The organism is Pedobacter frigoris (assembly GCF_032678645.1).
GTDB classification, from domain to species: domain Bacteria; phylum Bacteroidota; class Bacteroidia; order Sphingobacteriales; family Sphingobacteriaceae; genus Pedobacter; species Pedobacter frigoris_A.
The window spans coordinates 585,314-603,815 of sequence record NZ_JAVTSP010000001.1 but is presented as its reverse complement, the minus strand read 5'-3'; the positions used below and the strand labels follow the sequence as shown (position 1 = coordinate 603,815).

The window sequence follows — 18,502 nt, the reverse complement described above, 5'->3', positions numbered from 1 at the left end:
GAAATGAACGAGGAGTTTTATCTTCATATCTACACCAAACAAAACCAGATAGAAGCAGTACCATCCAATGAGGAAATAGCACAATGGGCTATTAGTCTGATGAATATATTGTATCCGGAACGTTTTACTTCACCTGATTATTCGATTAATGAAATCAAAAGATTACTCGCAAAGCAAGAAAAGGAACTGACGAGGATCTTAAATGCAACCAAGGCTTGTGAGCATAGTGATAATGAAAGTATAGCCAGCGCATTTTTTGACGGGCTGCCCGAATTGTACCGCAAAATGAATACTGATATCAGTGCCATATTGAACGGTGATCCGGCTGCTAAAAGTGAGTTTGAAATTATCAGAAGTTACCCCGGTTTCCTTGCAATAGCGCTCTACAGGATTGCTCATTCACTACTGAAAGCTGAAATCCCGATTATCCCAAGGATATTGACAGAATATGCACATTCAGTTACTGGAATAGATATTCACCCCGCCGCCACTATTGGTGAGTGTTTATTTATAGACCATGGAACTGGTATCGTAATTGGTGAGACGACAATAATTGGGAATCATGTGAAATTATATCAGGGTGTCACTTTAGGCGCTTTGAGCGTAGAGAAATACATGGCCAACACCAAAAGACATCCTACGATAGAAGATCATGTAATTATTTATTCCGGGGCGACCATTTTGGGCGGAGATACCGTGATTGGCAAAGGGTGTATCATTGGAGGTAACGTTTGGCTCACTAAGAGTGTTCCTGCAAATTCAACAGTTTATCATCAGTCGGCCATTAAAGTTATAGAGACGAAACATATAGATTAATATGGGAAATATCATAGATGCTGTAGGTAATACACCACTGGCAGAAATTCAGAAATTAAATCCTAATCCGGCAGTAAAGATTTTTGCCAAACTTGAAGGAAACAATCCTGGTGGAAGTGTAAAAGACCGGGCTGCATTAAATATGATTCGCAGTGCGATAGAAAGAGGAGAGGTAACGAAAGGAACGAAACTGATTGAGGCAACCAGCGGTAATACGGGTATTGCGTTAGCTATGATTGCAAGCACATATGGCATTGAAATAGAGTTGGTAATGCCGGCTAGTTCAACAAGAGAACGAACACTAACAATGGAAGCGTTTGGAGCTAAAGTAACCCTGCTGGAGTCTATAGAAGTTTGCCGTGATTATGCTGAAGAGAAGGGAGTGCAGCCAGGATATTTCCTATTGAATCAATTTGCTAACCCTGACAACTATCTGGCTCATTATAAAACCACAGGTCCGGAAATATGGAAGGATACAAATCATAAGATTACCCATTTTGTAAGTGCCATGGGGACAACAGGCAGCATCATGGGAAACTCTATGTTTTTAAAAGAAGTAAATCCTGAAATCCAGATCATAGGCTGCCAGCCAACAGAAGAATCATCAATACCAGGTATCAGGAGATGGCCTGAAGCCTATCTTCCAAAAATATTTGATGCAAGCAGGGTAGACAGGGTGATGGATGTGTCTCAAAAAGAAGCTACTGAAATGGCAAGGAGGATGACAAGAGAAGAAGGTATTTTTGCTGGTATGAGTAGCGGAGGCGCTTTAGCTTGTGCACTTAAGCTTGCAGAGGAACTTGATTCCGGATTAATTGTATTCATTGCCTGCGATCGCGGTGACAGATATTTGAGCAGTGATTTGTTCGGATAAATTGCATATTAATTTTAAAGCTTTAAATTAGCTCCTGCAACGATAACGATTGCGTAAATAATTTCTACAATAACTAATTATTCCTAGCAATAATTATGTAGAATTGTTTTATACAGCATAATTTTATATGATTATATCTAAAGTATTTTTAAAGAATATAAAAAATGAAAACGTTATCATTCCTAATAACGAAGTATTTGATTTACCGGAAAAAGTCCTTCAGTTTGGTACTGGTGTACTATTAAGAGGCTTAACAGACTACTTTGTAGATAAAGGAAATAGAGAAGGGCTTTTTAATGGGAGAGTAGCAGTTGTAAAGTCTACAAGCAAAGGAAGTACCTCCGATTTTGATGAACAGGACAGTTTATATACTATCTGTGTAAGGGGGATACAGAACGGTAAAAATATTGAAGAAAATATAATTTCTTCCGCCATCAGCCGTGTACTTGTTGCAGATAACGATTGGAACGACATTCTTGAAATCGGAAAGAATCCGGAAGTTAAATTAATTGTATCTAACACGACGGAAGTTGGAATTCAACTTGTCAAAGAAAGTATAAAAAATCAAACACCGGCGTCCTTCCCCGCCAAATTATTGGCCGTACTCTATGCACGATATAAATCACTTGGAGATACAGAAGATGCTGATGTTGTCATCATAGCTACTGAATTGATTCCCGATAATGGTACAAAACTTCAGTCCATTGTACAGGAACTGGCTGCCTTCAATGAACTTGAAACTGAATTTACGAACTGGTTAGCCAAGCATGCTCTATTTTGTAATTCTTTAGTTGACAGAATTGTACCTGGCAGACCGGAAGGACAGGCTTTGGCCAAACTCGAAGATGAACTTGGATATCAGGATAACCTATTATTGATGGCTGAGCCGTATCGTTTGTGGGCTATAGAAGGTAATGAAAGGGTAGCTAGCTTACTTAACCAGCTGGAAGCCACAGATTCTGGAGTGATCATCAAATCAGACATTGAGATTTACAGAGAATTAAAAGTAAGGCTATTAAACGGTACACATACTTTGTCCTGCGGGATAGCACATCTGGCGGGTATAGATACAGTAGCCGGGGGCATGTCGGATACGGCTGTGAGGGAATACGTTACAAAGGTTATGCAAGATGAGATTGCCCCTGCAATTCCATATCAGGTTCCAGATGGCGAAGCTAGAGCATTCGCAAATCAGGTACTGGATAGATTTGCAAATCCTTACATAGAGCACTTATGGATTAATATCACTTTTCAATACACGATGAAGGTAAAGATCAGGATATTGCCAGTATTGTTCCAGTATTATACGCAGACTAATAAAGTGCCGAAACACATCGCGTTCGGATTTGCTGCATTTCTGGTGTTTATGAGAACTGCGGAGAAATCAGGAAATCAGTACTATGGGAATTATAAGGGAGAAGTGTATCCAATCAACGACGATCAGGCTGCCTATTTCAGCGACAAGAGTAAATTAGATGACAGCAAATATGTGAGCAGTATTTTAGCTGATAAAACATTATGGGAAGCAGACTTGGCGAGTATTGATAATTTTATAGAAACGGTGGAGGAATACTATAACGGAATTTTAAAATATGATATTAAACAAGCGCTACTTAGCATAAGCTAAAAAAACAAAAACACCTAACCAAAAATAAACCAAATATAATGAACGAGAAAAAAGCAACCAATTACAGGTGGACGATCTGTGCTTTACTATTTTTTGCAACAACAGTAAACTATCTTGATCGTCAGGTATTGAGCTTATTAAAACCAAGATTAGAAGAGATTTTCGGATGGAGTAATAGCGATTATGCCAATATCGCATCGGTATTCCAGTTTACTTATGCCATTTCTATGCTATTCGCAGGAAGAATAATCGACAAACTCGGTACAAAAAGTGGTTATGCATGGGCTATTATTATTTGGTCTGTTGGGGCGATTATACATGCCTTTGCGATTCCGATAGGTCAAAGTATTGCGACAGTATTGGGCTTTGTCGGCATTACGTCTATATCCATATCTATAGCTGGCTTTATGCTTTCAAGGGCTGTTCTTGGATTTGGAGAGTCAGGTAACTTTCCCGCTGCAATAAAGGCTACTGCCGAATATTTTCCAAAAAAGGAACGATCATTTGCTACCGGTATATTTAATTCGGGAACAAATGTCGGCGCAATTTTAGCGCCTTTAACTGTTCCTTTTATTGCAAAACACTGGGGTTGGGAAGCCGCATTTCTACTTATCGGAGCTGTAGGTTTTCTATGGTTGATATTCTGGTTTAAATTCTATGAAAAACCAGAGGAACAAAAAAGAATGTCAGCTGAAGAACTGCAGTATATAAATGAAGAAGATGCTGATCAGAATATTAAAGGAAATGATACCATTCCTGCCGAAGAAAAAGTGAAATGGTTCAAATTGCTTACTTACAAACAGACCTGGGCGTTTACAGTGGGTAAGTTTATGACTGATGGAGTATGGTGGTTTTTCTTGTTTTGGCTTCCTGCTTATTTAAAAGATCAGTACGGAATGGTTGACACCCAGGTGATGTTGCCGCTAATAGTGATTTATAGCATGACAATGTTTGGCAGTATTGGTGGCGGATATTTTCCAATGTACTTCATAAAAAAAGGATACGGCGCCTATGATGGACGAATGAGGGCGATGTTTGTAATCGCAGTATTTCCTTTGGTAGTATTGGCTGCTCAGCCTTTGGGGCATATTACTTTCTGGATACCTATTATCTTAATTGGGATTGGTGCATCAGCACACCAGGCATGGTCTGCGAATATATTTACCACAGTATCGGATATGTTTCCTAAGAAAGCGATTGGTTCTGTTGTGGGAATAGGTGGTATGGCCGGTGGATTGGGAAGTGTTTTAATCACCAAACTGGGTGGATCATTATTTGATAAATACAAAGCGCTAGGACATATCGAAACAGGTTATACAATCATGTTTACCATATGCGCACTTGCTTACCTGATTGCCTGGAGTATCATGAAATTCCTGGTGCCGAAATACAAACCTATTACCGACCTATAAGATATCAATACTAAGGTCTCAACCGGATTAATATTACTTCGCTTTAGCGACACATTACCTACTATATACCTACTGATAAAAGACAGAATTGAACTATCCTTGGTATATCCTTGAACTATGGTTGGACTATCCTTGCTATATCCCAGGATAGTCCAACCATAGTCTAAGGATAGTTTAACCATACCTCAATTACGTTGTTTATCAGAAGCCACCCTGTAGTCATACAGTTGGCATTACTATCCTCTCTTTACTTAGTTATATTTGATGCTAAAATCACTTAATGAATTGATAATAAAATAGAATTAAGAATTCTGTTTATTGCTTTCTTTGTTACAACCAAACGAAATCTGGAACGTATGAAAAAAATAACCCTGTTATTCGCTGGATTGTTCATTTTGAGCACCGGTGTTTTTGCGCAAAAAAACTACCTGCAGGAAAGTAAACCTGATAAAACAAAACGGATGCAATGGTGGGATGACGCTACCTTCGGAATGTTTATCCATTGGGGTTTGTATGCAGTGCCTGCAGGTGAATATAATGGAAAGGGCGGAGGCGCGGAATGGATTATGGAAACCCATAAAATACCGGTATCTGAGTACGAAAAATTTGCTCAACAGTTCAATCCACAGAAATTTAATGCGAGGGAATGGGTTAGAATAGCCAAGAATGCAGGTGCGAAATATATTGTGATTACTTCCAAGCACCATGATGGTTTTAGTATCTGGGACAGTAAAGTGACCAATTATGACATTATGGATGCAACACCTTTTAAAAGAGATATTTTAAAGGAACTTGCAGATGCTTGTAAAGCCGAGGGGATTCAATTTGGATTGTACCATTCGATAATGGACTGGCATCAACCTGACGCAAAATCCAAGGACTATCCTCATCAGAAAACAGAAAAACCAGATTTTGCTAAATATAGGGAAGAGTATTTAAAACCACAGTTAGCCGAATTGATCAAGAAATACAATCCGTCAATTTTATGGTTTGATGGTGAGTGGATACCTGAATGGACTGAGGAGCAGGGTAAAGATTTGTACAACTATTTGAGAAATTTAAAGCCATCATTAATCATCAATAACCGGGTAGGCAAAGGAAGAGGCGGAATGCAGGGGATGAATAAATATGAAAATGCAGCAGGTGATTTTGGCACCCCTGAACAGGAGATTCTTAAAACTGCATCCCAGGATTATTGGGAAAGCTGCATGACCTTAAATAACAATTGGGGTTTTGTAAAAAATGACAACAAATGGAAGTCTGTCCAGGTTCTTATAGACAACCTGATAGATGTGACTGCGAAGGGAGGGAATTACCTGCTAAACGTGGGGCCGACAGCAGAAGGACTAATTCCAGAACCTAGTATAGAACGTTTGGCTGAAATGGGGAATTGGCTGAAAATAAACAAACAGGCCATCTATGCTACAAAAGCGCTACCGAATTATAAAGAAGGAGAAAATATTAAATTTACGCAGAGTAAGGACGGGAAACTTGTTTACGCAATTTTTAATAAAGCAGAAAACAATGAAATTAAGCTTACCAGTATATCTCCAAAGACAGGATCAAGAATATATCTGCTTGGTTCAGCTAAACCACTAACCTGGAAAAAGGACAACGGAGTAACGGTAGTTAACTTGCCTCAGGAATTACCAGGTAAATACGCATGGACTTTGAAGATTGAACAATGAAATTATTAAGACTACTGTTTTTTTTGAGCCTGAGTATCGCATTTAATGCTGATGCCCAGGTAAAAATTATACCTTTCGCCAACTATGTGAATGTGAGGGGCGGCATAAACCATTCTTATTATGCATTTACCATCCAAAAGAAAGCAACGGTAGCTTTTCTTGGTGGATCAATAACTTATAATTCAGGATGGCGAAATAAAGTCTGTAACTATTTAAAAGACCGTTATCCGCAAACAGATTTTCATTTTATAGCGGCAGGAATACCATCATTGGGCAGTTTGCCTCATTCTTTCAGACTTAAATTTGATGTTCTGGACTCAGGAAAAATAGACCTCCTGTTTTTAGAAGCAGCTGTTAACGACGAGGCAAATGGGACAGACAGTCTGGTTCAGGTTAAAGCTTTGGAAGGCATCATCAGACAAGCAAGAAAAAGTAATCCATCTATAGATATCATCATGATGTCGTTTGCAGATCCTGGTAAAACGAAGGCTTATGACGAAGGTAAGATACCTACATCTGTAGCAAATCATGAGCTTGTGGCAACACATTACCGTTTGCCTTCTATTAATCTTGCTAAAGCTGTGCGGGATAAGATGAGAAATGACGAGTTTGACTGGAATAAAGATTTTAAGGATCTGCACCCCTCACCGTTCGGACAGGAGCTGTATTTTAACGCGATAAAAGAACTGTTTTCTGAAACTGAAACGGTGTTCAGGAGACAGGTGATGGTAAAAAAGCATGCAAAACTTCCTAAGCCATTAACTCCCAAAAATTTTAGTGATGGCAATTACCTCGATATAAAGCTTGCAGAATATGATAAAGGATGGAAACTGGATAACGACTGGACTCCGGAAGATCATATTGGGACAAGAGCAGGTTTTGTAAATGTACCTGTCTTGAGTTCCGCATCTCCGGGTGCAGTATTAAAGCTAAAATTTAAGGGTAATGCTATTGGGATGGCCATTTTATCTGGTGCAGATGCCGGCATCGTAAATTATAGGATAGATAATGGCCCGGAAAAACAGCTTGATTTATTTACTCAATGGAGTCCATCATTACATCTGCCGTGGTATGTACTTTTTGGTGGTGATCTTAAAAATGGCAAACATGAACTGACAATTAGCATCAGTCCCAATAAGAACAGCAATAGTAAGGGCAATGCCTGCCGGATTGTTCATTTTTTGGTCAATGGTACTCAATAAGAGGTACTGTTGTTCATTTGTGGTTTACCCTTTTATTTTATATTTGTTGTATAGTGTAGTACAGATGAAATCGACTATAATAATAAAACCACACACGCACAAATGAACAAAAATCTATTTATCTTTTTTATACTGCTGTTTTCGGCCGGTATTTGTTTAAATGTCAATGGACAGGCTAAGCAGCATATTGTTATCGGAACAAAAAGTGTAAATCTTATTTTTTCGGTTGGTAAAGACGGTAAACTGTATCAGACCTATCTGGGTGAGAAGCTGACAAATCCGGGTGATACCGCACTGCTTAAACCTTCAAAACATGAAGCTTATATCGGGGCCGGTACAAACAATTTATTTGAACCGGCAATAAAGGTGTTGCACGCAGATGGCAATCCGTCGATTGATTTGAGATTTAGTAGTCTGACGACAAGCGAAAACGAAGGCAAGACTAGCACTACAGACATTACGTTAAAGGATCCTAAATATCCAATTTTTGTAATTCTTCATATTCAGTCGTTTTATGATGACGATATCATCAAGACCTGGACAGAGATTAGGCATCATGAAAAGAAGCCTGTAGTATTGTACAATTTTGCTTCTTCCATGCTTCATTTTGATGCAGATAAATATTGGCTTACACAATTTCATGGAGACTGGGCGGAAGAGGCAAAAATGCAGGAAAGCCAACTGACAAGTGGAATTAAGATCATAGATAGCAAATTGGGTACACGTGCTAATATGTACCAGTCGCCATTTTTCTTTTTATCGCTGAATAAACTTGCTGATGAAAATACAGGAGAACTCATAGCCGGCACGCTTGCTTGGACAGGAAATTTTAAGTTTCTATTTGAGTTGGATGAACGTAATTCACTGAGAATAGTTTCGGGAATGAATCCATTTGCATCAGAATATAAACTGGAACCTGGAAAATCGTTTACTACCCCTGAATTCATTTTTACTTATAGCAACAAGGGTAAGGGAAAGGCCAGTCGTAGTTTCCATTCCTGGGGCAGAAATTACGGTATATTGGATGGCAATAAACCCAGACTGACGTTGTTAAATAACTGGGAGGCTACCTATTTTGATTTTAATCAGCAAAAACTGGGAAGCCTGTTTACCGATGCAAAAAAGCTGGGTGTGGATCTTTTTCTTTTGGATGATGGATGGTTCGGTAATAAATACCCAAGAAATAATGACAACGCCGGATTAGGTGACTGGCAGGAAAATAAGTTGAAATTACCTGATGGAATTAGTTCCCTGGTGAAGGATGCTGAAAGCAAAGGCGTTAAATTTGGTGTCTGGCTGGAGCCTGAAATGGTAAATCCTAAAAGTGAGCTTTATGAAGAACATCCTGATTGGATATTGAAATTACCTAACAGAGATGAAAATTATTATAGAAACCAACTTGTTCTAGATTTGATCAACCCTAAGGTTCAGGATTTTGTTTATGACCTGGTTGACGGCATGTTGACTAAAAGTCCCGGTATCGCTTATATCAAGTGGGATTGTAATAGAATGATGACCAATGCTTATTCTCCGTATTTAAAGGATAATCAGTCGGCGATGTATATCGAATACACCAGAAGTCTGTATAAAGTATTGGAACGTATCAGACTGAAATATCCATCATTGCCAATGATGCTTTGCTCTGGTGGTGGTGGCCGCACAGATTATGGAGCTTTGAAGTATTTTAATGAGTTTTGGCCAAGTGACGATACAGATGGTTTTGAAAGAGTATACATCCAATGGGGCTATTCTTATTTCTTTCCTTCACTTGCACTGACCAGTCATGTGACCTCATGGGGCAAACAATCTATAAAATTCAGGACTGATGTTGCAATGATGGGCAAATTAGGTTTTGATATCGATTTAAACCACCTGAAAGAAGAGGAACGGATTTTTTGTACAGAGGCTGTAAGAAATTACAAGCGTTTGGAGGAACTGATCACCAAAGGTGAAATGTATCGTCTGGTGTCTCCTTATGAGCAAAATAGAGCAGTATTGATGTATGTGGATGATGCTAAGAATAAAGCATTGTTGTTTGTCTATAATTTGCACCTGCGCTATGGTGAAGAATTTAATAAGGTTAAGTTGCAGGGACTGGATCCACAGAAGCAGTACAAAGTTGTTGAAACAAATCGTTACAATGGCGCCAAGTCATCATCTCAGGACAATGATAAGACATACTCTGGAGATTATTTAATGAAAATAGGACTTAGTGTGTCCACACAGACAGCTTTGACTAGTGCTATATTTGAAATTAACTCAGTTAACTAAATGGGTGTCGAGACTGATGAATATATAATTAAGAGAAAACTTCAATGAGATTGAAATGAAGAGATGTGTTTATTTATTAATCCTGCTGATCTCAGTGGGTTTTGCTGCAAATGGAAAAGTAACGTTGCCGAGTATACTTACGGACAATATGGTTTTACAGCAGAAAGAGAAAGTTAATCTTTGGGGGAAAGCTGCACCGAATGCAAAAGTTACAATTACTACATCATGGGACAATCAGAAGTACCCCCTGCAAGCAGGTGATGAAGGTAAATTTGAGGGTACGGTTAATACACCCTCTTATGGCGGCCCTTACAGTATTTCATTTGATGATGGTGAAGTACTTACTTTAAATAATATCCTCATCGGGGAGGTTTGGATCTGCTCGGGGCAATCAAATATGCAGTTTGCGATGAGAGAGATAGGCAATCAGGCAGAACAGGAGATCAATGCTGCAAATTATCCAAATATCAGGGTGTTGAGATTGAGTATGGCGGCGAGTAATGTGCCGATGACTGAGGCAAAACTTGATGGAGGAGGATGGGCAGTATGCAGTCCTCAAAGCATACGTGATTTTTCTGCTGTGGGCTATTTTTTTGGCCGGGAGCTTAATCAGAAACTGAATGTCCCGATAGGTTTAATAGAAAGCAGTTGGGGAGGTACCATATCAGAAGCATGGACCAGTGGAAATACCCTTAAGAGGTTTTCGGAATTTCAGCAAGCTGTAAAGCAGATGCAAAGTGATAACCGTACACCTGATCAGGTACTTTCGGATTATACACAAGCTCAAAAGGATTGGTTTACAAAAGTTCAAAGTACAGATGCGGGTTTCTACGACAATAGGGCAGTCTGGGCAGCCAGTGATTTTAATGATGAGAATTGGAAAAATATAGAACTTCCCGGTTTTTGGGAATCGTCTGTATTGCCCTCATTTGATGGGGTGGTGTGGATGCGCAAGAAGATAAACATTGGTTCAGACTTTGCAGTTAGTGACCTTACAATTCATCTCGAACAAATAGACGACAATGATATAGTGTGGTTTAATGGTGTTGAAGTGGGACGAACAGAAGGATGGAATACAAATAGAACCTATAAGATACCAGCTAAACTGATAAAAAATGGAGAGAATACAATTACCATAAGGGCATTTGATACCGGAGGAAATGGCGGTGTTCATGGAAATGCTGATGGTTTAAAACTTATAAATTCATCAGGTGCCATCATACAACTGGCAGGGACATGGAAATATAAGACAGCAGTTAATTTTGCAGAGCTGCCTACACCTCAGCTACAAAATGGTCCGAATAGGCCTTCTGTGTTATATAACGCAATGATAAACCCTTTAACAAAAGTTAGACTTAAAGGAGCTATCTGGTATCAGGGAGAGAGCAACGCAAGCCGGGCAGATCAGTATAGGACTATTTTTCCCGCATTGATTAGGGATTGGAGGACACAGTTCAACAATCCTGACCTGTATTTCTTATATGTTCAGCTTGCTAATTTTATGCAACGTAAGAATGAACCTGGTGATTCAGAATGGGCTGAGTTGAGAGATGCGCAATTACAGACGCTTAAAGTTCCTAATACAGGAATGGCATTGGCTATTGATATAGGGGAGGCCGCTGATATTCACCCTAAGAATAAATTGGATGTCGGAAAGAGGTTGGCATTAGCAGCATTGGCAAAAACTTATGGACAAACGTCGGTAGTCTACTCAGGTCCAATTTACAAGTCTTTTGTAAAGGCAGGAAAAGAGATCACCATCAGCTTTGATCATATAAATGACGGTTTGAAAACCAGAGACGGTTCGGCGGTTAAGGGATTTACGATTGCAGGAAAAGATCAGAAATTTAAAAATGCAAACGCAATAATTAAAGGAAATCAGGTAGTGGTGAGTGCCGCAGACGTAAGCGAACCAATAGCTGTAAGATATGCCTGGGCAGATAATCCAGAGTGTAATTTAGTGAATGGGGCGGGATTACCTGCTTCACCATTTCGTACTGATAACTGGAAAGGAATAACGTTTGGGAAGAAATAGTAATTAAATATTTGATGAATAAATCAATATATTTACCATGCAACATTAAATAATGGAAAGACGTTTAGCTATAAAGCAAGTACTGATCTTAGCTGGGGGACTGATGGTATTGCCATCTTGTTTGAGGGAATCGGGAAAAGCTTCGATCGAATTAAAGAATTTGGATATAGATTTGGATCAGGAAAACATCCTGGCGGAAATCACGGAAATGATTATTCCAAAGACAGATACACCCGGTGCAAAAGATCTTAAACTTCATCTCTTTGTTTTGAAAATGGTAGATGACTGCTATGAAAAAAAGGACCAGCAAGTATTCAGTAACGGACTGAAATATGTTTCTAAACTTGAAGCATCTGAACGGAAGCAGTTTATTCTGGATGCGAATGCAAAAAAAGAGCATTTAGATGAAGATGCATATAACTTTTTTAATATAGTAAAAGACCGTACGATTGGTGGTTATATGAATTCTAAATATGTGATGAGTAATCTGGTGATCTGGGAATTGGTACCCGGAAGATATAATGGTTATTTCCCTGTTAAAAATACCTAAGTAAAAAATCATGTCAAATCTTAATATTGATGCAGTAAAGAAGAACACTTACGATGCAATTGTAATTGGTTCAGGGATCAGCGGTGGCTGGGCGGCTAAGGAATTTACTGAGAAGGGATTAAAAACGCTTGTTCTGGAAAGAGGAAGAGATGTAAAGCATATCGTTGATTACCCCACAACTAATAAATATCCTTATGAATTTGAGCATAGAGGGGAGGTCTCTTTAGCCATTAAAAAGGAAAATCCAGTGATAAGTAAATGCTATGCATTTAAAGAAGATGCAATGCACTTTTTCGTTAAAGATAATGAACACCCTTATGTTCAGGAAAAGCCATTTGACTGGATACGCGGGTACCAGGTAGGTGGTAAATCTCTTATGTGGGCAAGGCAGACTCAACGCTGGAGTGACCTGGATTTTGAAGGGCCATTGAGGGATGATTTTGCTGTCGACTGGCCCATTAGGTATAAGGATATTGCACCCTGGTACAGTTATGTAGAGAAATTTGCGGGAATATCAGGTAATAGTGATGGCTTACCGGAATTACCGGATGGAGAATTTTTGCCGGGATTCCCTTTGAATGCGGTTGAAGATTATTTTAAGAAATCTCTGAAAAATAAGTATGGTAACAGGCATGTGATCAGTGCCAGATGTGCACATTTGTCGCAACCTAAACAAATCCATTTTGATCAGGGCAGGGTGAAGTGTCAGAACAGGAATCTATGTCAGAGGGGTTGTCCGTTTGGAGGGTATTTCAGTAGCAATGCTTCTACTTTACCCTGGGCAGCCAAGACCGGGAATTTAACTCTTCGTCCGTTTTCAGTGGTTGAATCTGTTATCTATGATGATAAATTAGGCAAGGCAACAGGTGTGAGGGTAGTAGATACCAATACCAAGGAAGTTACTGAATATTTTGCCAAGGTGATTTTTGTAAATGCAGCTGCAATTAATACTAACCTGATCCTGTTGAATTCTAAATCTTCACGTTTTCCAAACGGATTGGGAAATGACAGTGGTGTGCTAGGTAAATATGTGGCGTTTCACAACTATAGCGCGCGTATTAATGCCGAGTATGAAGGGTTAAAGGAATTTACAACAGATGGACGAAATCCTGCCGGCGGTGGGTATATTCCGCGATTTAGAAATCTCTTAAAACAGGAAACTAACTTTAAAAGGGGATATGCAGCGGGTTTTGGAGCTTACAGAACTGCTGATACTGATACATCCGGAATTGGCATAGATCTAAAGTCACAACTATTGACGAAAAAATTAGGGCCGTGGAAAGTTGGTTCCCATATGATGGGGGAAACTATTCCTAAGGAAAGTAATTATGTGAGTCTTGATGCCAATAAAAAAGATGCCTGGGGTATTCCGCAGCTAAAAATCGCGATAGACTATGATGACAATGATGCTAAGATGAAGAAAGATTATATTGAGCAGTTATCGGAAATGTTTACTGAGGCAGGTTTTAAAAATATTGAGGTAAATGATGCATCTCAAGCGCCTGGTCTGGATATTCACGAGATGGGAGGTGTTAGAATGGGACATGACCCAAAAACATCAATGCTGAATAAATGGCATCAGCTTCATGCGTGCAAAAATGTATTTGTGACTGATGGCGCATGCATGACTTCTACCTCTACACAAAACCCATCGTTAACTTATATGGCGTTTACTGCGAGAGCAGTAGATTATGCGGTAAATGAAATGAAAAAAGGAGAGCTATAGCTCTCCTTCCATTTTTTTATACTCTTTTAACAGGGCAATCTGGTTTTTAGCCCTATTGAGATTATGGCCTTCATATTTAGCGCCATAATAAGTATCATTTTGCAGGTAATCTGCTAAGAAGCGAATAGCCTGCATATAAATTATAAATTTACCTGCATAAGTAAAGTATTGTTTTTCCGTTTCTGTTAGCACATCGTTCATCTCGTCCATATAACCATCATAGATGGCCTGGAAAAATTCTTTTCTGATACTGATCTTTGAAAGGTCTGTTTCTTCTTCACTTGCTACTGCAAGGTAGGTCCTCATCATATCCCCAACGTCACTGATGAAATACCCAGGCATCACAGTATCTAAGTCTATTACACACAAACCGTTATTCTTCTCGTCAAAAAGTACATTGTTTATTTTTGTATCGTGATGAATTACCCTAAGAGGAATCTCTTTATTTTCTACAATTTTACAATAAGTATCTACAATACTTTTGTTTTCATTGATGAATTCAATACTCTCTTTGGCAAGCTCCAGTCTGTCTGCAGCAGCATTTTTGCAAGCTTCTGCGAACTGCTCAGACCTTAGTTTAAGATTGTGAAAATTAGGAATAGTGATATTTAGTTGTTCAGCATCAAATTCTGCAAGAATTTTAGAGAATTTTCCAAATTGCTTTGCTGCCTCATAGGCTTCCGACTTATTAGTGAGTGAGTTGTGGGAAGTAGAGCCTTCAACAAAAGGAAACAGCCTGTAATAACCGAAGTCTGTATCTAAGAGAGACTCTCCACTTAAAGTGTTTACAGGCGATACAAATAAGTAATTTGGGTATTTGACATTTAAATACTCTTTAATTAAAGAGATATTTTCATCAATATCTGTAGGTGTTTTAAAAACGTCGTTATTTACTTTTTGTAAAATATAATTTTGGGTATCAGTACTTACTTTCCAGGTATGGTTAATTAAGCCGTCTCCAAATAGCTTAACGGTAGTTTTATCTGAACTCAAACCATACAATGGCAAAATATTTTCGAACATGCGCTTATTAAAATTTGTTTATCAAACGTAAACGTAACGAATTCCATATTTAAACCATCGTGCAAACGATTGCGCAAAATTATTTTGACTGACTGATTACCAATTCAGATTCAACAACAATATTAAAATAAGCTTGTTCGGCACCTGATTCAGTTTTAGGTTTATTAATCAGATCTATGAGAATATCTGCGGCTTTTTTACCTTGTTTATAGGGAAATTGCTCTACAGAGGCAATTGGGGTATAATCCATGTAATTTATGATAGGAAGATTTGCATAGCTAACGAAATCTATGCCTTTCAGGTCCAATGAGCGTGTATATCTGATAGCGAAAAGGGCCACATAGTCGTTGAAAGTTACTATCGCTGTAGGTTTTCTTCGGTGATTAAGCATGGTATCCATTACTTCTATGGTACCTGCTTCAGAAAGATCACAACTTACAATTAAAGAAGGATCAAATTTTAACCTGTTTGACATCATTGCTTTGATGTAACCTTCTTTTCTTTCATGACTTGCTACCAAAGTGTTTGGGCCATTGATCATACCAATAGTGCGGTGACCTTTCTTTAAGAGGAAATTCACAGCCTCGTATGTACCTGTTTCAAGATTAGAAGCCACATAATGTATGTCTTTGATGGGAGGGATACGATCAAAGAATACAACAGGGATATTTAGCTTCTTAAATATTTCAAAATGTTCGTATGTACTTGTTGTTTTTGATACGGAGACAAGAAGGCCGTCTACACGTTGCGTTTTCATCTTTTCTACCAGTAGCTTTTCTCGCTCTGCATCATCATGTGATTGTGCCAATAGCACCGTATAATTTCTTTTGTAGGCAATGTCCTCAATTCCGCTTATCGCCGTTGAGAAAAAGGATTCAGATAGTTCGGGTAAGATTACACCAATAATAAGTGATTTGCCATGGAGAAACTGTATAGCTTTTTGATTGGGTTCATAATTGAGCTCTGATGCGAGTTTTTTAACCCTCATTTTCGTAGTTAACCCAATACTTGAATGATCATTTAATGCTCTTGATACAGTTGAAACTGATATCTTAAGTATTTTAGCAATTTCCTTTATTGTTGTTGGTTTGTCAGACATTATGCTCAAATATTATAATAAACTTTGAATAACCTTACAATTTTAATAAAATTCTATTTTTTTATCGTTTAATATCCAATATACACATAAATCTGCGCAAACGTTTGTCCGTACGTCAAATACATTTAAGTTTAAAAGTGGCGGATTTTTCAATATAAATTTTACATTAAATAATTGTAATTGTATAGTCTGCTTTATTATTATCGAGATATCAGATTTTTTTCACATTACTTCTATCGCATACATTATTAGGAAGTTACGATATATTTAAATTATATAGAAAAAAGATAGAAGCTGAAAAATATCAAACGTTTGCGTGTTTTTTTTTGGTTTTTGTGCTACCAGTTACTCATATAGTATATACCTTGTGGTAGATTATTGTTGTTTGTAACAGAAATGACGATGATTCAACTAACCAGAACATATAAAGTGTACTAAATAAATTATGAACAGAAGAGAATTTGTTAGAAACTCAGGTTTAACTGCCGCAGCCGTTACAATTTTGCCGGAAAATCCATTATTTGCAGGTACAACTGCTGATAAAGTAAAAATTGCAATGATTGGTGTGGGATTACGTGGACAAAACCACTTAGATCTGTTGTTGAAAAGAAATGATGTAGAGCTCGTAGCCATTTGCGACATCGAGCCCAGAATGCTTGAAACTGCAAAAGGCCTGATTACTAAAAGTGGTAAACCAATGCCGAAAATTTTTACAGGTGATGAAAATGCCTGGAAAAAAATGCTTGAAATCAAAGGATTACAATCTATACTAATTGCTACTCCGTGGGAATGGCATAAAGAAATGATCATTAAATCTATCGAGTCTGGTATTAAGTATGTAGCTACTGAAGTTATTTTAGGTATTACATTACAAGATCATTGGGATGTTGTTCAGGCAGCAGAAAAACATAATGCCCATGTAATGATGCTGGAAAACGTTTGTTATAGAAGAGACGTTTTAGCTGCTTTGAACATGGTTAGACAGGGTCTATTTGGTGAAATCCTGCACCTTCAGGGTGGATATCAGCACGACCTAAGGGAAGTTAAATTTAATGACGGTGTCAAACCATATGGTGGCGGTGTTGAATTTAATGAGAAAGGTTTTTCTGAAGCTAAGTGGAGAACTAACCATTCTGTATATCGCAATGGTGATTTGTATCCAACTCACGGAATTGGTCCGGTAGCCAACTGTATAGATATCAACAGGGGTAATAGATTCCTGAAATTGAATTCATTCTCTACGAAATCAAGAGGTTTGCATAATTATATTGTTGAAAAAGGTGGTGCAAGTCACCCTAACGCTAAAGTTAATTTCCGCCTTGGAGATATCGTGACGACTACAATTGACTGTGCTAACGGAGAAACCATCATTTTGCAACACGATACCAATTTACCAAGACCTTATTCATTAGGCTTTAGGGTTCAGGGTACAAAAGGATTGTGGATGGATGTAAATAAAAGTATCTATGTAGAGGGTGTTAGTAAGCCGCACCAGTGGGACAATGCAAAAGAATGGTTAGACAAATATGACCACCCACTTTGGAAAAAATACGGAAATGATGCTCAGGGAGCAGGACATGGCGGTATGGATTTCTTTGTAATCCATGCGTTTATTGAATCTGTTAAACGTAATTTACCAACTCCATTAGATGTATATGACGCGGCAGCATGGAGTGCAATTACACCATTAAGTGAGCAATCAATAGAGATGGGCAATGAAACAATTGACTTCCCGGATTTCACAAGTGGCAAATGGATGCACAGAAAACCTGTTTTTGCATTTAACGACGACTATTAGAAATATTTAGTTTGATTTATATTTAGCCTTTCCCTTTAGGGAGAGGCTTTTTTAATTTACAATATTTCCAAATTGTATTTTGTTAATATTAACTTAACATTGAAAGCGCATCTTTGTGCATGTTTTTAACAGCACTTGCCCTTACATTTTTATTATTTGCAGTGATAGCTGCATTTAAAATGGAATCACCTTTAAAAGGTATACTGTTTATTGTTACGCTTGCAGCAGTAGCCGGTATTCTTTATTTATTCATTTTATTCCCTGGATATTCCGGACTGGCAGTTTCATTGATATTAGCTGCTTTTATCTTTAGGCAAAATAAGAGGTAGTAGGCCAGCCTTTTCTAGTTTTATAATTGAGTTATAAATTATTTCAAAAAAG

The 18,502-nt window shown here is 38.2% G+C and carries 13 protein-coding genes; 11 read left to right on the top strand and 2 right to left on the bottom strand.

Annotated elements, in window-relative coordinates; all coding sequences use genetic code 11:
- Nucleotides 1–3: 3 nt before the first annotated feature.
- The 10 genes from epsC (at nt 4) to R2Q78_RS02550 (ending at nt 14,201) form a co-directional block, all read left to right on the top strand.
- Nucleotides 4–816, top strand: coding sequence for a serine O-acetyltransferase EpsC (gene epsC / locus R2Q78_RS02595; protein WP_316788595.1), 813 nt, complete (start codon nt 4–6; stop codon nt 814–816).
- A 1-nt stretch (nt 817) separates the two neighbouring features.
- A complete protein-coding gene (cysM, locus tag R2Q78_RS02590) occupies nt 818–1,690 on the top strand; it encodes a cysteine synthase CysM (protein ID WP_316788594.1) in 873 nt (290 codons plus the stop codon).
- A gap of 127 nt (nt 1,691–1,817) precedes the next feature.
- Nucleotides 1,818–3,317, top strand: coding sequence for a tagaturonate reductase (locus tag R2Q78_RS02585; protein WP_316788593.1), 1,500 nt, complete (start codon nt 1,818–1,820; stop codon nt 3,315–3,317).
- A gap of 38 nt (nt 3,318–3,355) precedes the next feature.
- Complete coding sequence (locus R2Q78_RS02580) at nt 3,356–4,729, top strand: MFS transporter (RefSeq protein ID WP_316788591.1); 1,374 nt, start codon at nt 3,356–3,358, stop codon at nt 4,727–4,729.
- Nucleotides 4,730–5,085: 356 nt separating this feature from the next.
- A complete protein-coding gene (locus R2Q78_RS02575; RefSeq protein WP_316788589.1) occupies nt 5,086–6,417 on the top strand; it encodes an alpha-L-fucosidase in 1,332 nt (443 codons plus the stop codon).
- A complete protein-coding gene (locus R2Q78_RS02570) occupies nt 6,414–7,619 on the top strand; it encodes an SGNH/GDSL hydrolase family protein (RefSeq protein ID WP_316788587.1) in 1,206 nt (401 codons plus the stop codon). The genes R2Q78_RS02575 and R2Q78_RS02570 overlap by 4 nt, the downstream gene beginning before the upstream one ends.
- Before the next feature lie 102 nt (nt 7,620–7,721).
- Nucleotides 7,722–9,890 carry an alpha-galactosidase gene (locus R2Q78_RS02565; protein WP_316788585.1) on the top strand — a complete coding sequence of 723 codons (2,169 nt, stop codon included), beginning with the start codon at nt 7,722–7,724 and terminating at the stop codon, nt 9,888–9,890.
- A gap of 55 nt (nt 9,891–9,945) precedes the next feature.
- Nucleotides 9,946–11,925, top strand: a complete 1,980-nt coding sequence (locus R2Q78_RS02560; protein ID WP_316788583.1) for a sialate O-acetylesterase — start codon at nt 9,946–9,948, stop codon at nt 11,923–11,925.
- Between the two features lie 52 nt (nt 11,926–11,977).
- Entirely contained in the window at nt 11,978–12,475 is a 498-nt protein-coding gene (locus R2Q78_RS02555; protein WP_316788581.1) for a gluconate 2-dehydrogenase subunit 3 family protein, read from the top strand.
- Between the two features lie 10 nt (nt 12,476–12,485).
- Nucleotides 12,486–14,201: a GMC family oxidoreductase gene (locus R2Q78_RS02550; protein ID WP_316788579.1), complete on the top strand. Its 1,716-nt coding sequence runs from the start codon at nt 12,486–12,488 to the stop codon at nt 14,199–14,201.
- Here R2Q78_RS02550 and R2Q78_RS02545 read toward each other — a convergent pair.
- Together R2Q78_RS02545 and R2Q78_RS02540 are read right to left on the bottom strand one after the other, a co-directional pair.
- Complete coding sequence (locus R2Q78_RS02545; protein WP_316788578.1) at nt 14,196–15,224, bottom strand: aminoglycoside phosphotransferase family protein; 1,029 nt, start codon at nt 15,222–15,224, stop codon at nt 14,196–14,198. The genes R2Q78_RS02550 and R2Q78_RS02545 overlap by 6 nt on opposite strands.
- A gap of 79 nt (nt 15,225–15,303) precedes the next feature.
- Nucleotides 15,304–16,323 carry a LacI family DNA-binding transcriptional regulator gene (locus R2Q78_RS02540; RefSeq protein ID WP_316788577.1) on the bottom strand — a complete coding sequence of 340 codons (1,020 nt, stop codon included), beginning with the start codon at nt 16,321–16,323 and terminating at the stop codon, nt 15,304–15,306.
- 445 nt (nt 16,324–16,768) lie between these two features.
- On the opposite strand from R2Q78_RS02540, the gene R2Q78_RS02535 reads away from it, so the two are divergent.
- The gene (locus R2Q78_RS02535; protein ID WP_316788575.1) at nt 16,769–18,121 is read left to right on the top strand and encodes a Gfo/Idh/MocA family protein; all 1,353 of its coding nucleotides are present in this window, start codon (nt 16,769–16,771) and stop codon (nt 18,119–18,121) included.
- The last annotated feature ends 381 nt before the right edge of the window (nt 18,122–18,502 follow it).